This window comes from Frankia sp. AgPm24 (genome assembly GCF_023243055.1).
Taxonomy (GTDB): Bacteria; Actinomycetota; Actinomycetes; order Frankiales; family Frankiaceae; genus Frankia; species Frankia umida.
The window spans coordinates 18,999-41,338 of sequence record NZ_JALKFW010000219.1 but is presented as its reverse complement, the minus strand read 5'-3'; the positions used below and the strand labels follow the sequence as shown (position 1 = coordinate 41,338).

16 protein-coding genes are annotated in these 22,340 nt (G+C 72.5%); 11 read left to right on the top strand and 5 right to left on the bottom strand.

Annotated elements, in window-relative coordinates:
- The first annotated feature begins 99 nt into the window (after positions 1-99).
- From MXD61_RS25480 to MXD61_RS25465, 4 genes are all read left to right on the top strand, one after another.
- Positions 100-981, top strand: coding sequence for a PD-(D/E)XK nuclease family protein (locus MXD61_RS25480; protein WP_225438167.1), 882 nt, complete (start codon positions 100-102; stop codon positions 979-981).
- Between the two features lie 257 nt (positions 982-1,238).
- The gene (locus MXD61_RS25475) at positions 1,239-3,029 is read left to right on the top strand and encodes an ATP-binding cassette domain-containing protein (RefSeq protein WP_248815955.1); all 1,791 of its coding nucleotides are present in this window, start codon (positions 1,239-1,241) and stop codon (positions 3,027-3,029) included.
- 5 nt (positions 3,030-3,034) lie between these two features.
- A complete protein-coding gene (locus tag MXD61_RS25470) occupies positions 3,035-5,569 on the top strand; it encodes an ABC transporter permease (RefSeq protein WP_248815967.1) in 2,535 nt (844 codons plus the stop codon).
- Between the two features lie 388 nt (positions 5,570-5,957).
- A complete protein-coding gene (locus tag MXD61_RS25465; RefSeq protein WP_248815954.1) occupies positions 5,958-7,109 on the top strand; it encodes an endonuclease domain-containing protein in 1,152 nt (383 codons plus the stop codon).
- 41 nt (positions 7,110-7,150) lie between these two features.
- Here MXD61_RS25465 and MXD61_RS25460 read toward each other — a convergent pair whose 3' ends face one another.
- Complete coding sequence (locus tag MXD61_RS25460; protein WP_248815953.1) at positions 7,151-7,951, bottom strand: HAD family phosphatase; 801 nt, start codon at positions 7,949-7,951, stop codon at positions 7,151-7,153.
- 583 nt (positions 7,952-8,534) lie between these two features.
- On the opposite strand from MXD61_RS25460, the gene MXD61_RS25455 reads away from it, so the two are divergent.
- Positions 8,535-9,377: a PAC2 family protein gene (locus tag MXD61_RS25455; RefSeq protein ID WP_163550703.1), complete on the top strand. Its 843-nt coding sequence runs from the start codon at positions 8,535-8,537 to the stop codon at positions 9,375-9,377.
- Between the two features lie 38 nt (positions 9,378-9,415).
- On the opposite strand, the gene MXD61_RS25450 is transcribed toward MXD61_RS25455, so the two are convergent.
- The 4 genes from MXD61_RS25450 to MXD61_RS25435 all read right to left on the bottom strand — a co-directional run bounded on the left by MXD61_RS25450 (position 9,416) and on the right by MXD61_RS25435 (position 14,357).
- Positions 9,416-11,191 carry a hypothetical protein gene (locus MXD61_RS25450; RefSeq protein ID WP_248815952.1) on the bottom strand — a complete coding sequence of 592 codons (1,776 nt, stop codon included), beginning with the start codon at positions 11,189-11,191 and terminating at the stop codon, positions 9,416-9,418.
- A 3-nt stretch (positions 11,192-11,194) separates the two neighbouring features.
- The gene (mshC, locus tag MXD61_RS25445; RefSeq protein ID WP_248815951.1) at positions 11,195-12,538 is read right to left on the bottom strand and encodes a cysteine--1-D-myo-inosityl 2-amino-2-deoxy-alpha-D-glucopyranoside ligase; all 1,344 of its coding nucleotides are present in this window, start codon (positions 12,536-12,538) and stop codon (positions 11,195-11,197) included.
- Positions 12,539-12,631: 93 nt separating this feature from the next.
- On the bottom strand, positions 12,632-13,420 hold the full coding sequence (locus MXD61_RS25440; RefSeq protein WP_248815950.1) for an SCO1664 family protein: 789 nt from the start codon (positions 13,418-13,420) through the stop codon (positions 12,632-12,634).
- Positions 13,421-13,481: 61 nt separating this feature from the next.
- Positions 13,482-14,357, bottom strand: coding sequence for an MSMEG_4193 family putative phosphomutase (locus MXD61_RS25435; RefSeq protein ID WP_248815949.1), 876 nt, complete (start codon positions 14,355-14,357; stop codon positions 13,482-13,484).
- Between the two features lie 86 nt (positions 14,358-14,443).
- Between MXD61_RS25435 and MXD61_RS25430 the strand changes: the two genes are divergently transcribed.
- From MXD61_RS25430 to MXD61_RS25405, 6 genes are all read left to right on the top strand, one after another.
- Positions 14,444-16,747 (top strand): ATP-dependent RecD-like DNA helicase, encoded by a 2,304-nt coding sequence (locus tag MXD61_RS25430; protein WP_248815948.1) that lies wholly within the window; start codon positions 14,444-14,446, stop codon positions 16,745-16,747.
- A gap of 129 nt (positions 16,748-16,876) precedes the next feature.
- Positions 16,877-17,536 (top strand): TetR/AcrR family transcriptional regulator, encoded by a 660-nt coding sequence (locus tag MXD61_RS25425; protein WP_248815947.1) that lies wholly within the window; start codon positions 16,877-16,879, stop codon positions 17,534-17,536.
- Positions 17,537-17,641: 105 nt separating this feature from the next.
- The gene (locus tag MXD61_RS25420) at positions 17,642-18,562 is read left to right on the top strand and encodes an SDR family NAD(P)-dependent oxidoreductase (protein ID WP_248815946.1); all 921 of its coding nucleotides are present in this window, start codon (positions 17,642-17,644) and stop codon (positions 18,560-18,562) included.
- A gap of 225 nt (positions 18,563-18,787) precedes the next feature.
- Positions 18,788-20,626, top strand: a complete 1,839-nt coding sequence (locus MXD61_RS25415; protein ID WP_374629561.1) for a hypothetical protein — start codon at positions 18,788-18,790, stop codon at positions 20,624-20,626.
- 219 nt (positions 20,627-20,845) lie between these two features.
- On the top strand, positions 20,846-21,493 hold the full coding sequence (locus MXD61_RS25410) for a TetR/AcrR family transcriptional regulator (RefSeq protein WP_248815944.1): 648 nt from the start codon (positions 20,846-20,848) through the stop codon (positions 21,491-21,493).
- Positions 21,494-21,558: 65 nt separating this feature from the next.
- Positions 21,559-22,332, top strand: a complete 774-nt coding sequence (locus tag MXD61_RS25405) for an EthD domain-containing protein (protein ID WP_248815943.1) — start codon at positions 21,559-21,561, stop codon at positions 22,330-22,332.
- Positions 22,333-22,340: the final 8 nt, after the last annotated feature.

Here is a 22,340-nt window from a genome sequence, read left to right as displayed (position 1 = left end):
GCCCGTCTGCCGGGCCTGTACGCGCTCGTGACCGGCTGGGGTGGGCGAAGCCGGGAGGCGGGGCGTCAAACTGTCGGTGGCGGGATCTAGGGTCCAGGCGTGACCACGACAACCCCACCGTCCGGTTCTCGGCCGCTGATCGGGTCGCTGTCGCCGTCGCGCGCAGCCGATTTCGTCAGCTGCCCGTTGCGGTACCGGTTCCGCGTCATCGACCGGCTGCCCGAACCACCCAGCGCCGCGGCCAGCCGGGGGACGCTCGTGCACACGGTGCTGGAGCGGCTGTTCGACCTGCCCGCCGCGGGGCGCACGCTGACGGCCGCCCGGGAGCTGGTGGAGCCCGCCTACGCGCGGCTGCGGGAGCGTGAGCCGGCCGTCGAGGGCCTGTTCGACGGTGCCGAGGCGCTGGCCACGTGGCTCGACTCGGCGCGTGATCTGCTCGAGGGCTACTTCGTGCTGGAGGATCCGACCCGGCTCTCGCCCGCCGCCCGGGAGCTGTACGTCGAGCATGTGCTGGAGTCGGGTCTGCGGCTGCGCGGCTATGTCGACCGGCTCGATTCGGCGGCCACGGAGCAGGGCGTGGCGCTGCGGGTGGTCGACTACAAGACGGGGCGCTCGCCGGGCCCGGCGTTCGAGGCGTCGGCGATGTTCCAGATGCGCTTCTACGCTCTGCTGCTGTGGCGTGTGCGCGGGGTGATTCCCCGCGAGCTGCGCCTGTACTACCTGGGTGACCGCACGTGGCTGCGCACCTCGCCGGACGAGGCCGATCTGCGCTCCACCGAACGGCGGATCACGGCGTTGTGGGCGGCGATCGAGCGGGCCCACCGCACGGGCGACTGGCGGGCCACGCCGAGTCGGTTGTGCTCCTGGTGCGATCACCAGTCGCGTTGCCCGGCCTTCGGAGGCACCCCGCCGCCGCTGCCGCCGCACGCCGCGCCCGGTCTCGACGACAGCGCCCCCACGGTCTGCGAGGCCGACGGGTGAGCCGAGGTGGCCGGTGGTGGCGCCGCGCGCGCTCAGTGGACGATGGGAGGCGGTTCGCACGGCGACGGTACGGTAACCGCCGGAGACGTTGATCGCCTCCCGTTCGTTGCCGTTGCGGCGATGGCCACCGGGGCAAACGCGCCGCGGCTACCCCGGGGTCACAGACGTATCCAGGACGATGGCATGCCCCCCGGCCGCGGTGGCCGCGGTGAACACCGGCCCGCACAGGCGGCGACGCGCGCGAGGAGGACCCCACGATGGCCCGACGCACCGGAGCATCGCCCGGCGGGAGGCGGGATTCGGGGGGCGGTGACATCACCGCGGCCGGCCGCCGTCGCGGCCGCGACGACGACGCTCCCGTCGGCACCGGTGGCCCCCGCGGTGGTGGCGATCCCCGTGGCGGGGGCGGTGGTCCGTCCGGTGCGGGTGGTGCGCGTCGGGGCGGGGAGACGGGGGCGATGCCGGTCGCGGCGGCCCGGGCCAGTCAGCTGACCAAGGTCTACGGTTCCGGCGACACGATCGTCACCGCGCTGCGCGGTATCGACATCGGCTTCCCCCGCGGTCGGTTCACCGCGATCATGGGGCCGTCCGGGTCGGGCAAGTCCACCCTGATGCACTGCCTGGCCGGGCTGGACACGATCAGTCGCGGTCGGGTGTTCATCGGTGACATCGACCTGTCCCGGTTGTCCGACCGGGAGCTCACCCGGCTGCGCCGCGACCGGATCGGCTTCATCTTCCAGCAGTTCAACCTGCTGCCGACGCTGACCGCCGAGGAGAACATCACGCTGCCGTTGAGCATCGCCGGCCGCTCGCCGGACCGGGAGTGGATGCGCACGGTCGTGGACGCGGTGGGTCTCGCGCCGCGGCTGGCACACCGTCCGACGGAGCTGTCCGGCGGCCAGCAGCAGCGGGTCGCCTGCGCCCGGGCCCTCGTCACCAAGCCCGAGATCATCTTCGCCGACGAGCCGACCGGCAACCTGGACTCCCGCTCGGGCGCCGAGGTACTGGGGTTCCTGCGCGACTCGGTGACCGAACTGGGCCAGACCATCGTGATGGTCACCCACGACGCGACCGCCGCCTCCTACTCCGACGAGGTGGTCTTCCTCGCGGATGGTCGGCTCGTCGACTCGCTGCACCAGCCCACCGCCGACGAGGTGCTCGACCGGATGAAGCACCTCGACGCGGCCCAGCGCGGCCTGGTGGCCAGCCCGTCCACGGACGAACACGACTACGCCCCGGCCAGCGAGGCGCACAGCCGCGCCGCCGCCGACTACGGCCCCAACCCACCCGGGTACGTCCCGCCCCCCGCCACCGGCGGCACCCGCCGCGCCACCCGACCCCCACAGCGGGACGCGGCCCAGGACGCCCGCGGCGTCGGTCCGCGCACCGCCGAGAGCGCACCCCGTGACTACGACGACCGGCGTGCCGGCGGCGAGTACGACGGCCGGGATCGCGACGGCCGGGATCGCGACGGCCGGGATCGCGACGGCCGATACGGCGATCGGCGTGCCGGCGGCGGCTACGACCCGCGTGAGCAGGACGAGTACGACCGCCGTGCGGGCGGCGGGTACGGCCAGGCCGATGGTTCGTACGAGGCCGAGCCCGTCGGCCATCGCGGGGCGCCCGCACCCGCGCGCCCCGACCACGCCGCCTATCCCGCCGAGCCCGGGAGCTACGGCCCGCCCACGGGCGAGTACCCGTCGGTCATGGGCGGTTACGCCGGTGGCGTCGACACCGCCGGCTATCCGTACCCGGACCAGCGGTACGACGACGAACGCCAGCGTTACGCCACCCCGGACCCGCGCGTCCCCGGGCCGGACCCGCGATATCTCGGGCCGGACCCGAGGTACGCCGACGGCGGCGCATCCGGCGGCTACGCCGGGACGTACGACGACCCTGACCGCGGCCGCGACAGTCCCGACGGTCGAGACGGTCCGGACGGTCGGGGTGGCGGGGATGTCACGGTTGGTGAGGTCGGTGACCTCTACCGGGACGGGGGGCGGCGACGGCATCGCCCCGGCGGGTCACAGTCAGCCGGGTGGGCCTGAGCCAGATGCTGCGTGCGACCTTCAAGAGCCTGCTGGCCCGCAAGACGCGGCTGGCGCTGTCGATGCTGGCTGTCGTCGTCGGGGTGAGTTTCGTCACCGGCACACTGGTCCTCACCGACACACTGAACAAGACCTTCGACAGCCTGTTCGCGGGCATCGACAAGAACGTCAGCGTCGCGGTACGAGCGGTCAACCAGATCGACGCGTCCAGCGAGGCCGGCCGTCCACCGTTGCCGGCCTCGATCGTGGCCACCCTGACGAAGGTGGACGGGGTGCGTGCCGCGACCGGCTCCGTGCAGGGCCAGGCGGTGCTGATCGACCCGCGGACCGGCAAACCCGCGGGCGGTGACAACGCTCCACCGGGCATCGGTGCGAACTGGACCGGGGGCGACCCCACGTCCACCCAGGAGATCGTGACCGGGCGTGCCCCGAAGACCGGCGAGATCGCGGTGGACGGGTCCACTGTCCGCTCGATGCACCTGGCGCTCGGCGCGCGGATCGCCGTCCAGACCAAGGGCGCCCCCGCGACCTACACGCTGGTCGGCACGTTCAGGATCGGCGGCCAGGACAGTCTCGGTGGTGCGGCCGTGACGGCGTTCGACACGGCCACCGCCCAGCGGGTGCTGCTCGCCCCGGACCAGTTCAACGCGGTGCATCTCGCGGCCGCGCCCGGACTCGGCCAGGAGGAACTGCGGGCCCGGATCGCCGCGACCCTGCCCGCCGGTGTCCAGGCCATCACCGGCAAACAGCTCGCGGACGAGAACGCCAGCGCCATCCAGCAGGCCATCGGCGGCTTCTCCACCTTCCTGCTGATCTTCGCGGCGATCTCGGTGTTCGTCGGGGCGTTCATCATCTTCAACACGTTCACGATGCTCGTCGCCCAGCGGGTGCGGGAGCTGGCACTGCTGCGCGCCATCGGGGCCAGCCGACGTCAGGTCCAGCTGTCCCTGCAGGTCGAGGCGGCCCTGGTCGGTGCCGCCGGGGCGACCGTGGGGCTCGTGTTCGGCGCGGGCCTGGCCGTGCTGCTGCGCACGGCCGTGGGCGCGTTCGGCGTCGACCTGCCCAGCGGATCACTGGTCTTCGAAACCCGCACGATCATCATCGCCTACGCCGTCGGCATCGTGATCACCTCGGTGGCGGCGTTCGTTCCCGCGCGTAAGGCCGCGTCGGTTCCACCGATCGCGGCGATGCGGGACACCTACGTGCTGCCCACGCGTTCGCTGCGGCTGCGGGCGATCTCAGGGCTGGTGCTGACCGGGCTGGGCGTGCTCCTGCTGGCCGTGGGCGCCGCCTCGGCGGGGAAGTCCGCGGCCGGGGCGGTCGGCGGCGGTGCCGCGGCGATCTTCCTCGGGGTGGCGACGCTGTCGCCGTTGCTGTCCGTCCCGGTGATCCGGGTGCTCGGACGCCCCTTCGTCGCCGCGTTCGGCACCACCGGGCATCTCGCCCGGCAGAACGCGATGCGCAACCCACGCCGCACCGCGTCCACCGCCTCCGCCCTCATGATCGGCCTGGCCCTGGTCAGCGCGTTCTCGATTCTCGGCCAGTCCATCAAGGAATCGGTGCGCACCACGGTGCAGAACAGCCTCGGTGCCGACTACTACCTGACCGCCAAGGGGTTCGGTACCGGCTTCAGCGGCCAGGTCGCCCGTGACATCGCCACCCGCCCCGGCGTCGGCGTGGCCACCGGCCTGCGCGGTGGCCTCGCGAAGGTCGAAGGAAGAACCGTTCAGCTTCTCGCCGGCGACCCCGCCGGTCTGCTCCAGGTTCTCGCCATCAAAAAGGTGGATGGCGACCTGCACAACCTCAACGACCGCACCCTGCTGGTGGACGAGGCCACCGCCACCGACCGTCACCTTCGCGTCGGGCAGGCGATAACCGTCACCTACCCCGACGGCACCGACAAACTGACCGTCGCCGGCATCTACAAGAAGAGCCAGGTCGCCGGCTCCTGGATCGTCTCCACCGGTCAGTACGCCCGGCATTCCACCCAGGACCTCGACCTTTTCGTTCTCGTCAAACGGGCGGATGGTGCCGATCCGGCCGCCGTGCGCGCCGTCATAGACACGGCGGTGAAGCCCTACGCCACCGTCGAGGTCCGCGACCAGTCCGAGTTCGTCGCCCAACAGGAAAAACAGGTCGATCAGCTGCTCGGCTTCATCTACGTACTCCTCGCGCTCGCCGTCATCATCGCCCTTTTCGGCATTGTCAACACCCTGGCCCTGTCCGTGATCGAACGGACCCGGGAAATCGGCCTGTTGCGGGCCGTCGGTATGTCCCGCAGCCAGATGCGCGCCATGGTCGTCATGGAGTCGACCATCATCTCGGTCTTCGGTGCGGTACTCGGCGTCGCCGTGGGCAGCGTCTTCGGCTGGGCCCTCACCAAGGCACTCGCAAGCCAGGGCATCAGCACCTTCGCCTACCCCTCCCCCACCATCATCACGGTGATCGGCGTCGGCATCCTGCTGGGCGTCCTGGCCGCCGTCTTCCCCGCCCTGCGCGCCGCCCGCATGGACATCCTGCGCGCCATCTCCACCACCTGACACTCCCCCGCTCCCTGCTCCCGAATTTTCCTATTTGCCCTATTTCTCCTCCCCAATGCCGCGCGTTCCGGCCGCGCCGTGCGCCGCCTTCGCCTCATGCCGAGGGTTGTTTGGTTTTCCACCCCCCGAATTCTCGAACATCCCTCGGCATGTGACCGAAAAACCCTCGGCACGGCAACTCCAGCAATTCCAGCAGCGCCGGCCAGCCGTCGACCGGAGGCGTGACACGCAGCCTGATCACTGGAGGCGAAACCGTGGGCGGGGACAACGGGATCCAACGAGCGCCACCGCACTGATCTGGTGCACTACCTCGAGAGGGTTGTCCACAGGAGCGCGTTTTTCCACAGGTTTCCACGGGTGATGGTCATCCGACCGGGATCGGGCCAGTGTGGAACAGGTGAAGCCCATCGAGGTTCCCGCCGATCTGCGGCGTCTCGCGCGGAAGCAGGATGGCATGCTCACCTGGTCGCAGGTCAGGGCAGCCGGGATTCGGCGCTGGCAGTTCGAGCGCTGCATACGCGATGATGGCTGGGTCGTTCCCTGCCGCGGCACCGTTCTGCTCCCGGACGCTCATCCGGTGCGGGGGCCGGCGCGGGCCGCGCTGGTCGGCCGGCCCAGCGCGGTGATCTGCAATGTCACGGCGGCCGCGCTGCTTGGGCTACCGGGCCTGCCCGATCTCCGTCTTCCGCCACGAACCCCCAGCTCCGACGTGTCTGACCGACGTGGTCCGGCCAGCGCCGGGAACAGGGAGGGGCCGGGCACCATGGTTGGGGCTGGCCGCCCGGGCAGGGCGGCTTACATCCATCCGGTGCATGTGCTGCTGCCGCGTAGCGCGCACGGGGCGGATGTCCGTGGGCTGGTGCGGCATCTTGGCGCCTACCGTGCGCAGGAGGTGGTCAAGGTCCGTGGCATCCCGGTGACCGAGGTCACCCGAACGCTGGTTGATCTGCTCGTGAGCTGCGATCGGGAGACTGCCGTCGGTCTGCTGGACGCGGCGCTGCATCAAGGGCGGATCACGGACATCGGGGAGATCCGCGACGCCGCCGCGGGGCGCAGGGGCGTCGCCGAGCGGTATGGATGGTTGGGGCTGGTCGACGGGCGGGCGGAGTCGCCGTTGGAGACGCGCATGCGGCTGGTGCTCATGGATGCGGGGCTCACGCCTGAGCAGCTGCAATGGTCGATCTGGGGTGACGGCCGGGAGCCAGGCTGGCTACCCGAGGGCTCCGAAGCGGAGGAACCGTATGAGCGGTCCCGTGCTTCCACGGCCTTGGCCAAGGAGGCGTGGTCGGCTCGGCCACGGCTGCTGGCCCGGGTTGATCTGGCGTGGCCGAGCCGCCTGGTGGCCGTGGAGGTCGACGGAACCGCTGTGCACGAGCATCCGCGGGCGCTGTTCCGTGACCGTGCCCGGCAGAACGACCTGTTGTCCCTTGGCTGGATCGTGCTGCGGTTCACCTGGACCGATCTGCTGCTTCGCGCGCATGCCGTCATCGAGCAGATCCGTTGGTCCCTGCAGGTGACCCGCCCGGCCACCACGCTCTGACGTCCATGGCTGAGGTGGGGGCGGGTCAGGGGCGGGGCGGCTCAGATGCGGGTGCGGTGGGCGGCGAGGAGGTCCTCAAGGCTGTCGGGGTCGAGGGCGTGCAGGCTCGCGACGAGGCCGGCGAGCTGGTCACGCAGGTGGGCGACCTCCGGTAGGTCGGCGAGGGCCTGAAGGTCAGCCTCCGCCGAGCGGCCGGTCACGGCCGATGGGCCGGTGGGAGATGGTGGGGCGGTGGGGGCTGGTAGGTCGGTGGTGGGGTCGTGGGGGGGCATCGAGGGGACCATGATGGTGGCGCAGCCTGCGGCGATGCCGGCGGAGGCGCCGGAGAGGCTGTCTTCGAGGACGATGCAGGCGCGCGGGTCGACGCCCAGGTGCGCGGCGGCGCTCAGGTAGGGCTCGGGGTCGGGCTTGCGGCGGTGCACCTCGTCGCCGGCGACGGTCACCGCGAACAGGCCGCGGCCGACGATCTCCAGGACGGGGTCCATCAGGTTGCGGAAGGAGGAGGAGACCAGCGCCGTGGGCACGCCACGTTCGTGTAGGGCGGTGAGCAGTTCCAGGGCGCCGGGCTGGGCGACGATGACGCCCGGTTCGCGGAACAGCTCCGCGGAGCGGCGCAGCAGGAACTGGGCGGTTTCCTCGACCGCGGACAGCGGCTGGCCGAGCATCGTGACCATGATGGGGACAGCGGTGTCGATACCGTGTCCGATCATGGCGCGTTTCATGGCGGGGGTGAACGTCCCTCCGAGGCGGGCGGCCGCCTCGTGTTCGGCCACGGTCCAGATCGGCTCGGTGTCGACCAGCAGTCCGTCCATGTCGAAGAAGACCGCCGCGAGGCTACCCACGTTCGCTCCTGCCTGGGCTGAGATGACGGATCGTGCGGAGGCGGCTGCCTGTGGTGCGCAGGCTGCCGGTCGTGCGGGAGGTGCGGGTGGTGTGGTGAACCGTCCAGTTCGTATGCTGCCGGACGGCGCCGGTGGGGCTGACACCCGGCCGGGTCGAACGGGTGGGCGCCGGCTGTCGTGACTCGGACAGCTTGTGGCGGGACTGTTCACGATCCCGCATCGGCGGGTATCCGTCCGAAGCCGATACGGTGCTGCCAGCGCAACATTCCGGGACGTGTGCCCGGTACACCCGGCACCGTCCGACGCCGCTGGGGCAGGGTGCACTAGTGACGTTGCAGAGTGTGACCGTCGGACTGTCTCCGGGGTGCCGGCGGACTGTCGTCAGATCGAGGAAAGGCGTTCCCACGAGAACACCGGCAGACTGGAACCGCGGCGGGTCCCCCATGGGCGGGGGATTCCCACCGAGGGCGAGGCGGGTTGACGTCACCGGATGTCAGCTCGGGGCAGGAGACGTCCACGTGAGGACGTACCGTGGCACTGTCACGGGGGCAGTGGGCCGCCGCTGGGCGGCAGGAGGTGGTAGGTGATCGAGTTCTCCGGCGTCGGCCAGCTGCGGTCGCCGGTTGTGGTAGCCGCCTTCGAAGGATGGAACGACGCAGCCGACGCGTCGTCCGCGGCCGTCGAGCATCTGGAGACGGCGTTCAAGGCGCGGGTGATCGGTGCGATCGACCCGGACGACTACTACGATTTCCAGGTCAACCGGCCGACGGTGACCGGCACCGACGGGGCGTCCAGGAAGATCACCTGGCCGACCACCCGGCTGTCGGTGGCCCGGCCGCCCAAGTCCGAGACGGACCTGGTGCTCATCCGTGGGCTCGAGCCGAACATGCGCTGGCGGGGGTTCACCGACGAGCTCATCGAGGCCGTGCACGCGCTCGGTAGCGATATGGTGATCTCGCTCGGGGCGCTGCTGGCCGACTCGCCACACACCCGACCGGTTCCGATCAGTGGCACTGCCGGGGATGCGGCCACCGCCGCGCGGTTGGGGTTGGAGCCGTCCCGTTACGAGGGGCCGACGGGCATCGTCGGGGTGTTCGGGGAGGCGTGCGCGCGCGCGGAGCTCGCGTCGGTGTCGTTCTGGGCGGCGGTGCCGCACTATGTGGCGAACCCGCCGTGCCCGAAGGCGACACTGGCCCTGCTGCGCCGGGTGGAGGACCTGCTCGACATCGAGATTCCGCTTGGTGACCTGCCCGAACGGGCCAAGGCGTGGGAACGTCAGGTCGACGAGCTCGCGGCCGGGGACACCGAGGTCGCCGAGTACGTCCGGTCGCTGGAGTCACGCGAGCCGGAGACGGCCCTGCCGGAGGCCAGCGGCGACGCGATCGCCCGCGAGTTCGAGCGGTACCTGCGCCGCCGCGGTCAGTAGCGCCGGCGACCGTCGGGCCGGCGGCCCGGCCGTGACCGCTATTCGTCGACGATCTCCGCGTCGATGATCTCCTCGTCGACACCGCGACGGTAGCGGACGCCGGTCGTCGCGCTGCCGCCCGGACGCGCGGTGGACCCGGTCGACGGGTCGGCCCCGCCGACCCGTGCGGTGTCTGGGTAGCCGGAACTGGTCTGGCCGGGGTTGGCGTGACCGGCGGCGGTGTATCCGACCTCGCCGTAGCGGGCATCGGTCGAGCCGGGATCGGGATAGCCAGCGTCGGAGTGGCCAGGATCGCCGTAGCGGGCGTCGGTGTAGGTGGCCTCGCCATAGCGGGTGTCGCCGTAAGGGGCGTCGCCGTAGCGGGCATCGGCGTGGCCGGGGTCGCTGGAGCCCGGATCGGTGGGGCCGGCTGGGTCGGCGGCGGCTGGGTCGGTGAGCCGGTGGCGTCCCGGCGCGCGACGGCCGAAACCGGCGGTCGCCCAGGCGGATGTGCCCGCCGAGGTTGCCGTGGCCGTCCCCTGGGTTCGTGGGACGAAGGGCCGTGCCGAGCCCTCCGTGGAGCCGGCGAAGCCGTCGCCGACCGTCGCTGTCCCCGCCGTGGCGTAGCCGGCCGACGCCGCGCCCGCCGATCCGGCGGTGCCGGCGGATGTGGCCCCGTTCGGCGCCGTCGCCGTGGACGCCACCCACCCGCCGGTGGCGGGACCATGACCGGCGGGACCATGACCGGCAGGGCCCGTACCGAACCGGCGGCCGCCCGGGCCGCTGGTGGCCGCACCGGACGGGCCGAACGTTGCCTGGGGCTGGCTGCCACCCAGCCGCCCCGATGCCGGCGCCCCGTCGGCCGAGGACGTGTAAGCCCCGGGCCACGACCCCGGCGCACCGGAGGCCGCCGATGCCTGGGCAGTTCCGGCCCCGGAATCCACCGGCCCGCCCGGCGACGAGCCGTACGCCGACGGGTCGGACCCGGCGGAACCGAATGTCGCGGTGCCACCGAACCCTGGGTCGTCACCGAGCGTCGAGGTGTCGCCGAAGCCCGGGTCGCCACCCGACGTCGAGGTGCTGGCGGATGCCGAGTCACCGGCGGAGGCGGTGGGGCCGAACGAGGACGGACCGCCGGCGGCCCCGAAGGTCGGGCCGGAACCGGCGGCACTGCCGTCGACGCTGCCAGGGGGCGCGGCGGACGGGGCGGCGGAGCCGGCGCGGGCGAGGTCGGTGACGGCTCGGTCGACCTCGTCGGAACCCAGGACGGCACGCAGCCGCAGGACCGCGCCGATGATCTCGCCCTGCTGGTGGCGCAGCACGTCCAGGGTGGCCGCGGCCCGGGCGATCTGCTCCTGGAGTTCGAGGTGGCGGGTGTGGGCGATCTGGCGGCTTTCCTCGACCGCGTCGAGCAGCAGCTTCTCGGCCTGTTCGCGGGCCTCGCGGACGATCGGGTGGTTGGCGCCGGCGTCCTCGATGACCTCTTCGAGGGTCGACTCGGCGATCCGGCGGGCGCCTTCGATGATGTCCTCGGCCTCGCGCTGGGCGATCGCGAGCATCTGACCGATGCGGCTGCCGGCGGAGGGAGTATCCGAACCAGCAGCAGCCGAACCAGCAGCGCCCGGGCCACCGGCGCTCGCCGTGGCCTGACGCTCCCGTTCGTGGCGCAGGGCGCTCTCGGCGGCCGCGGCACGCGAGGTCACCGAGCTGGCGTAACGCCACAACGTAAGGAGGTAGTCATCCACCTGACGCGGGTCGTAGCCGTGGGCGACCTCGTCGAAGGAGGGCCGTTCGTCGGCGGATCCGGGCCCGGTACCGCGGTGGTGCGACCCCATCCATCAGCTCCCTGTAGGTGGGACGGGTTCAAGGTCTACACCAAGCAGTGTGTCAACCAGCCGGGAGACCAGTGCGGGCGCCTCCCCTCCCACGCCCGTCATGTCACCAGAAGGCCAAGCGCGCGAGACCCCACCTGCGGTGTCACCGCCAAAACGACTCATTTCGGCAAGCACCCCGGACGCGGGCCGCCCGTCGGCCAGCGCGGCGTCCGCCCAGGCGTCGACGGCGGCGAGGGCACCGGGGGCGTCCAGGTCGTCGGCGAGCCGCGCACGGACGGCGGCGAGCACGCCCGTGGCGTCCGGGCCGGCGGGCAGGGCCACGGCGGCCCGCCAGCGCGTCAGGCGGGCCGTGGCCGCGCTCAGACAGGCGGGGGTCCATTCCCACTCGCTGGTGTGCTGGTGGTCGAGCAGCGCCAGCCGGACGGCGGCCGGGTCCGCGCCCTCGCGTCGCAGACGGGAGACGAACTCCAGGTTGCCCCGCGATTTCGACATCTTGTGGCCGTCCAGGCTGACCAGGGCGGTGTGCACGTAGCTGCGGGCGAACGGACGGGCACCGGCCGCGACCTCGGCGTGGGCGGCGCTGCACTCGTGGTGCGGGAAGGTCAGGTCGGCACCGCCGCCCTGGAGGTCGACGACGCCGCCGAGGTGGTGGCGGGCGATGGCGGCGCACTCGATGTGCCAGCCGGGCCGGCCGGGGCCGAACGGTGAGGGCCACGACGGCTCGCCGGGACGGTGCGCCCGCCACAACAGCGGGTCGAGCGGGTCCTTCTTGCCGGCACGGTCGGGGTCACCGCCGCGTTCGGCGCACAGGGCGAGCATCTGCGGGCGGGACAGCCGGGAGACCTCCCCGAACCCGGTGGCGGCGGCGACGGAGAAGTACACGTCGTCGTCCACCTGGTAGGCGGCTCCCAGCTCGACCAGTTCGGCGACCATCGTGACGATCAGCTCGATGGCCTCGACGACCCCGATGTAGGCGTCCGGTGCGAGGATGCGCAGGACGGCCATGTCCTCGCGGAACAGGGCGATCTCACGGCTGGCGAGATCACGCCAGTCGATCCCGTCCCGCTCGGCGCGCTCGAGCAGGGGATCGTCCACGTCGGTGACGTTCTGCACATATCGGACGTCGTGGCCGGCGTCGCGCAGCACCCGCTGGGCCAGGTCGTAGGTCAGGTAGGTGAAGGCGTGGCCGAGATGCGTCGCGTCATAGGGCGTGATGCCGCAGACGTAGAGATGCGCGGTGGGCCCCGGCGCCAGGGGGCGGATCCGACCGGAGGCGGTATCAAGGATCCTCAACGGCCCGCCACGGCCGGGAAGGGGACGTACCGGGGGAGATGGCCACGCCTGCATGCGTGTCAGCGTAACCGCGAACGGTGGGTCCGGCGGCGGCAAGACGGGTAACCGCGACGTAATCGACCTGCGCAAACATGCCGCGCCGGGAGGTCAGAACGGCGGCCAGGGGATGGGAGGCCAGTCACCGGAGGGCAGCGGGAAGCGACCGGTGTCCAGCAGACCGTCCAGTCGGGCGTCCAGCGCGGTGAGCTCGGTGACGGTCAGCAACGGTTCGAGGCGGCGCCCGAGGTCCCCGGTGAGCAGTTCCGCGAGGCCGCGCAGCAGCGCCGTCTCCTCGGCGGACAGGCGCCGGCCACGCCACGTCCACAGCAGGGTGCGCAGCTTGCCCTCGGCGTGGAACGTCACGCCGTGATCGATGCCGTGGACACGCCCGGACGGCGCGGGCAGCAGGTGGCCGCCCTTGCGGTCGGCGTTGTTGATCACCGCGTCGAACAGGGCGATGCGGCGCAGCTGCGGGTCGTCCGAGCGGGTGAGGGCGACGAGGTCGACGGTGACGTCGGTGTCGATCCACAGCTGGAGCATGCCCGGGCCGAACGGGCCGTCCCGCATGATCGTCGGTGGCACGATGCCGAGGCCGAGCGCCGCGGACACCTCGTAGGCGGCGAGCTCGCGGGCGGCCAGGGTGCCGTCGGGGAAGTCCCACAGGGCGCGTTCGCCGCGGATCGGCTTGTAGACGCAGCGACCGGAGCTCTCCCCGGCGGCGATCTCGCAGTACAGGGTGGCGTTGCTGGCGTCGGTCATCCGCCCGGTCACGGTGAGTTCGCCCGCGGCCAGCAGGTCGAGGGCGCCGTCGAGTTCGAGACCGCCGCAGTCGAGCGGGTCGAGGGGTTGGCGTCGCCCCGGCCCGAGGTCGGTCGGACCCACCGCGGTATCGCCCATCAGCCCAGTCTGTCCGGCCGGTACCCGGACTGTCCCCGACCGGACGATGTGAGCCAGCTCTCTATGCGGGCGGCGGAACCCACGCGCCCGCTCCGCCGCCGATCACCGCGTCCGGGTCCACCTCGTCCGCCCTGACCGGATGCCCGTCACCCCCCTCGGACGTGCCCGGCCCACCCGCCCCCTCGGACGTCGACGTCCCGCGGGACGCACCACCGCCGCCACCCGCACCGCCATCCGTGGCCGCACCGCCATCCGTGGCCGCACCGTCCGTGGCCGCGGCGGGGGGTGGGGGGAGCAGGTCGGTGACGTCGCCGCCGACGTCGTTGAGGCGGCGCACCAGCGGCAGCCGCTCCCCGTAGCGGATCACCGTCAGGGAGCACGGGTCGATGGTGATCCGGTGGTAGAGATCGAGGTGGATACCGAGGGCGTCCGCGACGATGGTGCGGATGACGTCGCCGTGCGAGCACAGCAGCCAGGTGGCGTCCGGGCCGAGACGCTCGTTCCACTCCCGGACCGCGGCGACCCCGCGCGACTGCGTGTCCCGCAGCGCCTCCCCCTCGGGGCCGGGGAACACCACGGCGCTGGGATGGCTCTGCACCACCTTCCACAGCGGTTCCTTGACCAGGTCGCTGAGCTCCCGACCGGTCCAGTCGCCGTAGTGGACCTCACCGAAACGTTCGTCGACGGTGACCTCCTGCCGCCCGCCGGGGGTCGCCGGCTCGTCGGGGCGGCGCGTGGCGATGGCCTGCGCGGTCTGGTGGCAGCGGTCCAGCGGGCTGGACACGATCGCCGCCAGCGGCACCGGGGACAGCCGTGTCCCCACCGCCGCGGCCTGCGCGGCGCCGCGCTCGTCCAGGCCCACGCCCGGCGTCCAACCCAGCAGGAGTTTGCCGGTGACGGCGGTCAGGCCGTGCCGGACCAGCAGAACCGTGGTCACGCGTCGTCCCTTTCGCCGGAGGTTGCGCTCACGCTACCGAGTGGGCATCGACCGGTGCCGGACGATCCGTGGTTACGCTTCCCGGCATGCCCGACGCGTACCCGAGCAGCACCGCCGTGGCCCCGGCCCCGCCCGGCGACGAGCAGAGCACCGATCCGCACGCGGTGTTCGCCGCCTTCCACGACGCCGGCCTGTGGCCGGGTCTGGGCCGCACCACCGGCGCCCGGCTGGCCGCCGCCGGCATCAGCCTGCCCGACCATGTCGACGTCGGACGCCTCGGCCAGGTGGAGGGTGTCTCCGGCCCACGGGCCCGCCGACTGGTCGACAGCTTCCGTTCCACCGCGGCCACCTACGCCGTCGTCGAGCTGCTCGTCGGGGCGAACCTGCCGGCGCGGCTGGCCCGCGCCGCCGTCGAACGGCTCGGCCCCACCGCCGCCGACGACCTGCGGGCCGACCCGTGGGCGCTGCTCAGCGCGGACGCCGAGATCACCCAGGCCGACCGCTTCGCCCGGCTACGTGGCCGCCACCGCGACGATCCGCTGCGCGGCCCGGCGGTGCTCGCCTACCTGCTCAGCCGGGCCGCCGCCCGCTCCGGGGACACCGCCGCCCCCGTCGAGCCGGTGCTCGCCGCCGCCGCCCGGGAGGGCGTCGCCGACCCGCGGATCGCCCTGGCCGCCGCCTTCGAGGACGGACGCATCCTCGCTGTCGGCGACCGCATCGCGCTCGAGCGCTATGCGATGGCCGAACAGTTGATCGCCGACGGCATCGAACGCCTCATCGCCACCGCCGAGCCCCTGCGCGCCGACCAGCCACGCGCCCGCCGCCGGCCCGACTCCACCGACGACGACGCGGTGACCCCGGCCGTCCCCGTCCCGCCGCCGGCGACCGAGCTGAGCTTCGACGACGACACCGAGGACACCAGCGACACCGCCGATGACGAGGACACCGACGGCGACGCCGCGGGTCTCGACGCCAGTGCGGACGATCAGGTGGGCGCGGCCGGCGGCGGTTCCGGCGCGGCCAGGGACGCCGACGACGCCGTGCACGGGCTGGACGAGGTGCAGCTGCGCGCCGCCCACGCGGCGCTGGAGTCGGGAGTGAGCGTGCTCACCGGCGGCCCGGGCACCGGCAAGAGCCGCACCGTCGCGGCCGTGGTCCGGCTGGCCGAGGCGGCCGGCGCCGAGGTGGCGCTCGCCGCACCCACGGGACGGGCCGCCAAGCGCCTCGAGGAGCTCTGCGACGCACCGGCGAGCACCCTGCACCGCCTGCTCGGCGCCCAGGGCCGCGGCGCCGGTTTCGCCCGCGGCGAACACAATCCGATCGACGCCGACCTGGTGGTCGTGGACGAGGCGTCCATGCTCGACGCCGAGCTCGCCGCCGCCCTGCTCGACGCCTGCGCCGACGGCACCCACCTGATGTTCGTCGGTGACCCCGCCCAGCTGCCGAGCATCGGCCCCGGCCAGGTCCTCACCGACCTGCTCGACTACGGCCTGGCCCGCGGCCCCGTCGAGGCCGGCCCGGACGGCACCGGCCAGGACGACACCGGCCAGGACGACCCGTATCCGCGGGGCGAGGTACCGGTCACGGAACTGCGCCGGCTCTACCGCCAGGTGGACGGCGGGGGTATCGCGACCCTGGCGGCCGCGGTCCGTGGCGGTGAGCTGCCGCCGCCCGCGCCGGACGCCGGCCGGGAGGTCGTCGTCGTACCCGCGAAGAGCTCCGGCGAGGCCGCCCACCGCACGGTGCAGCTCGTCACCGACTCCATTCCGCGGGCCCTGGGCATCCCGGTCACCGACATCCAGGTCGTCACGCCCGTGCACGCCGGTCCCGCCGGCACCACGGCGCTGAACACGGCCCTCAAGCGCGTCCTCAATCCCGGTACGTCCGGCCCCGGAGCTGGGGGCGGCGGCTCGACCTCGGCGTTCGACATCGGTGACCGGGTGGTGGCCACGGCGAACCACGTCGACATCGGGTTCGCCAACGGTGAGATCGGCACGGTCGTCGCACTCGGCGATCGCGGCGCGCTGCGGGTCGCCTTCCCCGGCGGGACGGTCGAGGTTCCCGTCGGTCTGCTCGCTGATCTGCGCCTGGGGTGGGCGGTGACGGTGCACCGGGCCCAGGGCAGCGAGTGGCCGGCCGTCGTCGCCGTCTTCCCCCCGGAGGCCGGGCGGATGCTCACCCGCCCGCTGATCTACACGGCTCTGACCCGGGCGGCGAGCCACCTGTCGATCGTGGCGGTCAACGGCCCGGCCGTCCGCCACGCCGTGCGCACCTCCGGCGGACGGCGGCGGGTGACGTCACTCGGCCCGCTGCTGGCCGGCCACGAGGCCGGTGAGTTCGAGGACGGCTCCGAGGACGATCTCGAGGACGACCTCGACGACACCGTCTGACCCCCGCCACCCGCGCCGGGTCGACCTTCGGCGTAAGCCCGATCCGACCCGACCGGGCCGGTGGCCCCACGGCCAGCGGAACTGTACCGTTTCGTTCCCGGACGACAGTGGTGACGGTGGGGTGAGGCCATGGCAGACGGTGGTGACGGGGCTCGTCCCGGGAGTGCGGCGGCGACGCGGGTGCGACCGGCGGGCAGCCGGCGGCTGAGCGCCGACCGGGTCGGGGAGATCTACGCCGACGTGATCGAGATGCTGATCGAGGTCGGTTACGCGAGCCTGACCATGGACGGGATCGCCGCCCGGTCCCGGGTCAGCAAGGCCACGCTCTACCGGCAGTGGCAGGGCAAGGCCGATCTGGTCGCCGAGGCCCTGCGCCACGACAACCCCCCGCCCGCCCGCATCGACACCGGCAGCCTGCACGGCGACCTGCTGGCGATGACCACGGTCCTCGGTGACGTCGCCCCGACCGACGCACCGCTGCTGGCCAGCCTCGCGCACGCCAGCTACCTCGATCCGGACCTCGGTGCCGCGTTACGCCGCCGACTGTTCGCCCCGTTCCACGCCATCCTGCGCGACATCCTCAACCGCGCGGTGGAACGCGGCGAGATCCCACCCGGTAGCCCGGCCCTCGAGTTCGGCCCGCTCGTCTTCATGGCGATGATGCCCGGCCGGGCCCTGTTCGAGGGTGTCCAGGTCACCCCCGACTACCTCGCCGGATTCGTCGATCACATCCTGCTGCCGGCGCTGGTCGGATCGTCGCCGACGGCGTCGCCACCGGCCGGGCCGTAGCCGGCGCCCTGGCCGCCGACGCGCCGCCTTCCCGAGATGCGGATCCCCGGGTCCGTCGACACCACACAGGTTAGTGACAACACAGGTCAGAAGGGTGATCGGCTCATGAGTCAGCTCGCAGGTGAGGTCGCCGTCGTCACCGGCGGTGGCCGCAACATCGGACGCGCGATCGCGCTGCGCTTCGCCGAGGAGGGCGCGGCGGTCGTGGTCACCGCCCGCCACATCGCGGAGATCGAGGAGACGGTCGCCCTGATCCGGGCCGCCGGCGGGCGGGCCGCGGCCCGTCAGGCCGACGTGACCGACCTGGAGGCGCTCAGGGGCGTCCTGGACTTCGCCCGGTCGGAGTTCGGACCGGTCACCGTGCTGGTGAACAACGCCGGTGGTGGTGGCCGCGGTACGTCGGGCCGGTTCAGCCTGCTGGAGCCCGAAGGCATCCTGCGTGGGGTCAACCTGAACCTGCTCACCCCGATCTACGCCAGCCGTCTCGTGCTGCCCGACATGCTCGAGGCCGGGCACGGGCGGATCATCAACGTGGCCAGCGGCGCCGGCATGATCGGCATGGCCTACCAGGTGCCCTACGGCGTCTCGAAGACGGGCCTCATCCGGTTCTCCGAGATGCTCGCCCTGGAACTGCGGGAACACAACATCTCCGTCTTCTCGATCACACCCGGCAATGTGCTCAGCAAGCTGACCCAACCCATGTGGCCCCACCGCGACGAGCTCATCAACAACCCGCCGGAGGACTTCCCGAAGGTCTTTCCCGCGGGTCATGCCCTGGAGGACGAGGGCTGGTATCCGGCGGAGCGCTCGGCCGAGCTGTGCCTGTTCCTCGCCTCCGGCAGGGCGGACGCGGCGACCGGACGGTTCTTCTCCGTCCACTACGACGAGCACGAGATCGTCGCGCAGGCCGAGCGGGTGGAACGCGAGGAGCTGTACGCGCTGCGCATTCCGACCCTGAACGGGCTGGAGCCCTCGATCGACTACCGCCGGCCCAGCCCGCCGGACGAGGCCGCCGGCAACGGCTGACCGAGAGGTCGCCCACGTTGCCCCTCGATGTGGCAGGGGTGTGTCCCCGTCTGGGACGGTGGGTCCCCGGGGACAGCCCGGTGGCCGTACGGTGACCGCCGGATGACAAGCTGAGGGTGCGGCGACGAGGGCCGACGTCGCCGCGGTTGGCGCGCCCTGCCCCGGGCGCGTGCACGCCCCGGGCAGGAGGCAAGATCGTGCGGCGAGAGGATGGGTAGCGTTCCCATCGTGGATGCAGACGCGACGGGCAGCAGCGAGGCCGCTCCGGGACCGGCGCTGCTGCCCGGCCCCCGCGATCCCGAGCGCCCTCGACCTCTCGAGGGCAGGCTGGCATCCCTGGAGGGCGGCCCACCACCTGCCCACGGCTCGTCGTCCGAGCCGAAGGTGGCCTCGCCGATCCCGGGGACCGGCCCCACCTCGGACACCGAGCTGACCCAGAGCACCGGGCTGGCCGGCGAGGTCGCACCGTCCCGTGGCATCGGGCCGGCCTGGCGGGGACTGTGGGGGCTGGTCCGCGGGCATGCGCACGCGCTGCTGATGGTGGCCGTCGGGTTCGCCGTGGCCGTCGGCGCGGTGCTGCGGTTCGCGACACCGAGCCATCTGTGGCTGGACGAGTCGCTGACCGTGGCGATCGCGTCGCTGCCCGTGTCGGACCTGTTGCACGCGCTGCGCCACGACGGTTCACCGCCGTTGTACTACCTGCTGCTGCACGTCTGGATCGCGGTGTTCGGCGACGGCGATGTGGCGGTGCGGGCGCTGTCCGGTGTGCTGTCGCTGCTCACCCTGCCGCTGGCGTGGCTTGGCGGGCGCCGCGTCGGGCGGATCGCCTCCGGCGCGGGCAACGCCGGGTCGGACGCGCCGACCTGGGTGGCCGTCGCGACGCTGCTGCTGTTCTCCTGCTCGCCCTATGCCATCCGGTACGGCAGCGAGACGCGGATGTACTCGCTGGTCGTGCTGCTGGTGCTGGTGTTCGGGTTCACCGCCGTGCGGGCGCTGGAACGTTCGAGTCTGCCCCGGCTGGGCCTGCTCACGCTCACGACGACCGCGCTGGTCTACACGCACTACTGGACGTTCCTGCTGATCTTCACGGTGGCGGCGTTCCTGCTGTTGCAGGCCCGGCGGCGGCCGTACTACCGGCGGGTGACGCTGCGGGCGTTCGTGGCGATGGCGGCCTCGGCCGTCCTGTTCGCGCCGTGGATGCCGTCGTTCGCCTTCCAGATGCTGCACACCGGTACCCCCTGGGCGCCGAAGGTGCAGGCCCAGGTGCTGCTGGACACGGTGTTCGACTGGGCAGGGCCGCAGTCCACCGGGGCGCTGCTCGGCGTGGTGCTGCTCGGCGGGGCCCTGATCGGGTTCACCGCCCGCCCGGCGGGTGGCCGCGAACTCGCGGTCCGGGTCACCGGACGGGTACCGGGGCGCTATCTCGCGGCGATCTGGCTGGCCCCGCTGGTGCTCGCCTACTTCGTGAACGCGTTCGGCGGCAGTGCCTACGCCGAGCGGTACACCGGTATCGCGCTGCCGGCCTGTCTGATGCTCGCCTCGCTCGGTATCGCGGTGCTGCCCGGGACTCGGGTGCGGGCGATCGTGCTGGTACTGGCGGTGGGCAGCGGGCTGATCGGCGGCTGGCAGCTGGCCCGCACCGAACGCACCCAGGCCGGGGAGATCGCCGGTCGGATCGTGGCGCTGGCCCGCCCCGGCGACGTCGTCGCCTACTGCCCCGACCAGCTCGGCCCGGCGGTGCACCGGGCGCTGAGCCGACACGGCCCACTGACCGTGCGCGAGATCGTCTACGCGGACTCCTCGGGCCCCTCGCTGGTCGACTGGGTCGACTATCCCGACCGGATGCGCCACGCCAACGGCACGGCGTTCGCCGCCGAGGTCAACGAGCTCGCCGGCCCCGACCACGCCGTGCTGCTGGTGCGCGCCGACGGCTACCGGTTCCTCGAGGGCGCGTGCGCGGTCCTCTCCGACCAGCTCGCCACCCTGCGCGACCGCACGGTGCAGGTCTACCAGCGCGACCTCTACGAGGGCGCCTCCCTGGAACGTTTCTCCACCCTGCGTTAGAAGCGGCCCCGGCCCGCCCCGCACCCCGCCACCCTGCACCCCGCCACCCTGCGCCCCCACCCGACACGACCTGGATGGTGGGGTGCTCGGGTGACGAGGGGGTGACCGGGTCGCGCGGACGTCGATCCTCCGTAGTCCCACGAATCCCTTTCGCCCACACCTTGGGTACGGTACCGTTTCGTTCCCAGGCGGAGGTCGGTGGAACGAAGGGGTGAGACCATGGCGGATGACGGCGATGGGCCTCCTCCCGCGGGGACGGCGCCGAGGGGACCCCGGCCGGCGGGCAGCCGCCGGCTCAGCGCCGAACGGGTCGGTGAGATCCACACCAACGTGATCGCGCTCCTGATCGAGTCCAGCTACGACGGTCTGACCATGGACGGGATCGCCGCCCGGTCCCACGTCAGCAAGGCCACGCTCTACCGGCAGTGGCAGAGCAAGGTCGACCTGGTCGTCGAGGCCCTGCACCACGACAACCCGGGGCCCACCCGGATCAACACCGGCAGCCTGCGCGGCGATCTGCTGGTGATGACCGAGGTCCTGGGCAATGTGGCCCCGACCGACGCCCCGCTGCTGGCCGGGCTCGCCCACGCCAGCCATCTCGATCCGGATCTCGGCGCCGCCCTGCGCCACCGGCTGTTCTCCCCGTTCTACGACACCCTGCGCGACATCCTCGACCAGGCCGTGACGCGCGGCGAGCTCGTCCCCGACACCGCCGCCCTCGAGTTCGGCCCGCTCGCCTTCCTCGCGATGATGCCCGGCCGGGCCCTGTTCGAGGGCATCCAGGTCACCCCCGGCTACCTCGCCGGATTCGTCGATCACATCCTGCTGCCGGCGTTGACCTCGGTCCACCCGGTGGGCACCGGCTAGGGGCCGGACAGCCCCATCCCCGCCAGATCCCCGCCAGATCCACTCCGGTATCGCAAGGGAGCTTCATGGAGAAGGTCGTCTTCGTCGCCCACCAGCCGGGGGACACCCCCTCGCTCAGCCCCGCCGACGTCGAGCAGCTCAACCAGCGTCTGCTGGGCGAACTGCCCGCCGAGCGCTATCTCGGGATCAGCCTGCAGCTGGAGGACCGCGCGACGACCGACCGGTGGCAGCGTCGCACCGAGCCCGTCGCCCGTCGTTTCGCCGCCACGCTGTCGGTGTGGGTCGAGGCCGGCGAGGACACCGCGGACGCCGCCGCCCTCGTCGACGACGTGTGGCCGGACCACGTGACCGGTGTGGTGACGGAGGCCGTCGTCAGATGGAACGGCCCCCGGCAGGTCAGCGCCACCCGGCCACTGCCGGGGCACACCGTGACCGCGCTGCTCTACCGGCCGCCGTCGCTGACCCACGACCAGCTCGTGCGGCACTGGATCGACGTGCACCAGCCGATGTCCCTGCGCATCCACCCGGCGCGCAACTACGTGCGTAACGTGGTCGCCCGCGTGCTGCCGGCGGCGGGCAAGCCGGCCTCCGACGACCCGTTCTCCGATACCACGCAGTTCGACGCGATCAGCGACGAGTACTTCGCCTCGCTCGAGGACATTCTCGATCCGTCCCGTTTCTACGGCGGCGACGTCAGCCAGACGACCTGGCAGCAGAACGCCACCACGATCGGCGACGACGTCGGGCTTTTCCTCGACGGCACCCGCATGGCCGCCGCGATCATGGACGAGTACCTGCTGCGCGACTTCCGCGCCCCCCGCGCGCCCGGCGTCAGCTGACCCGGATT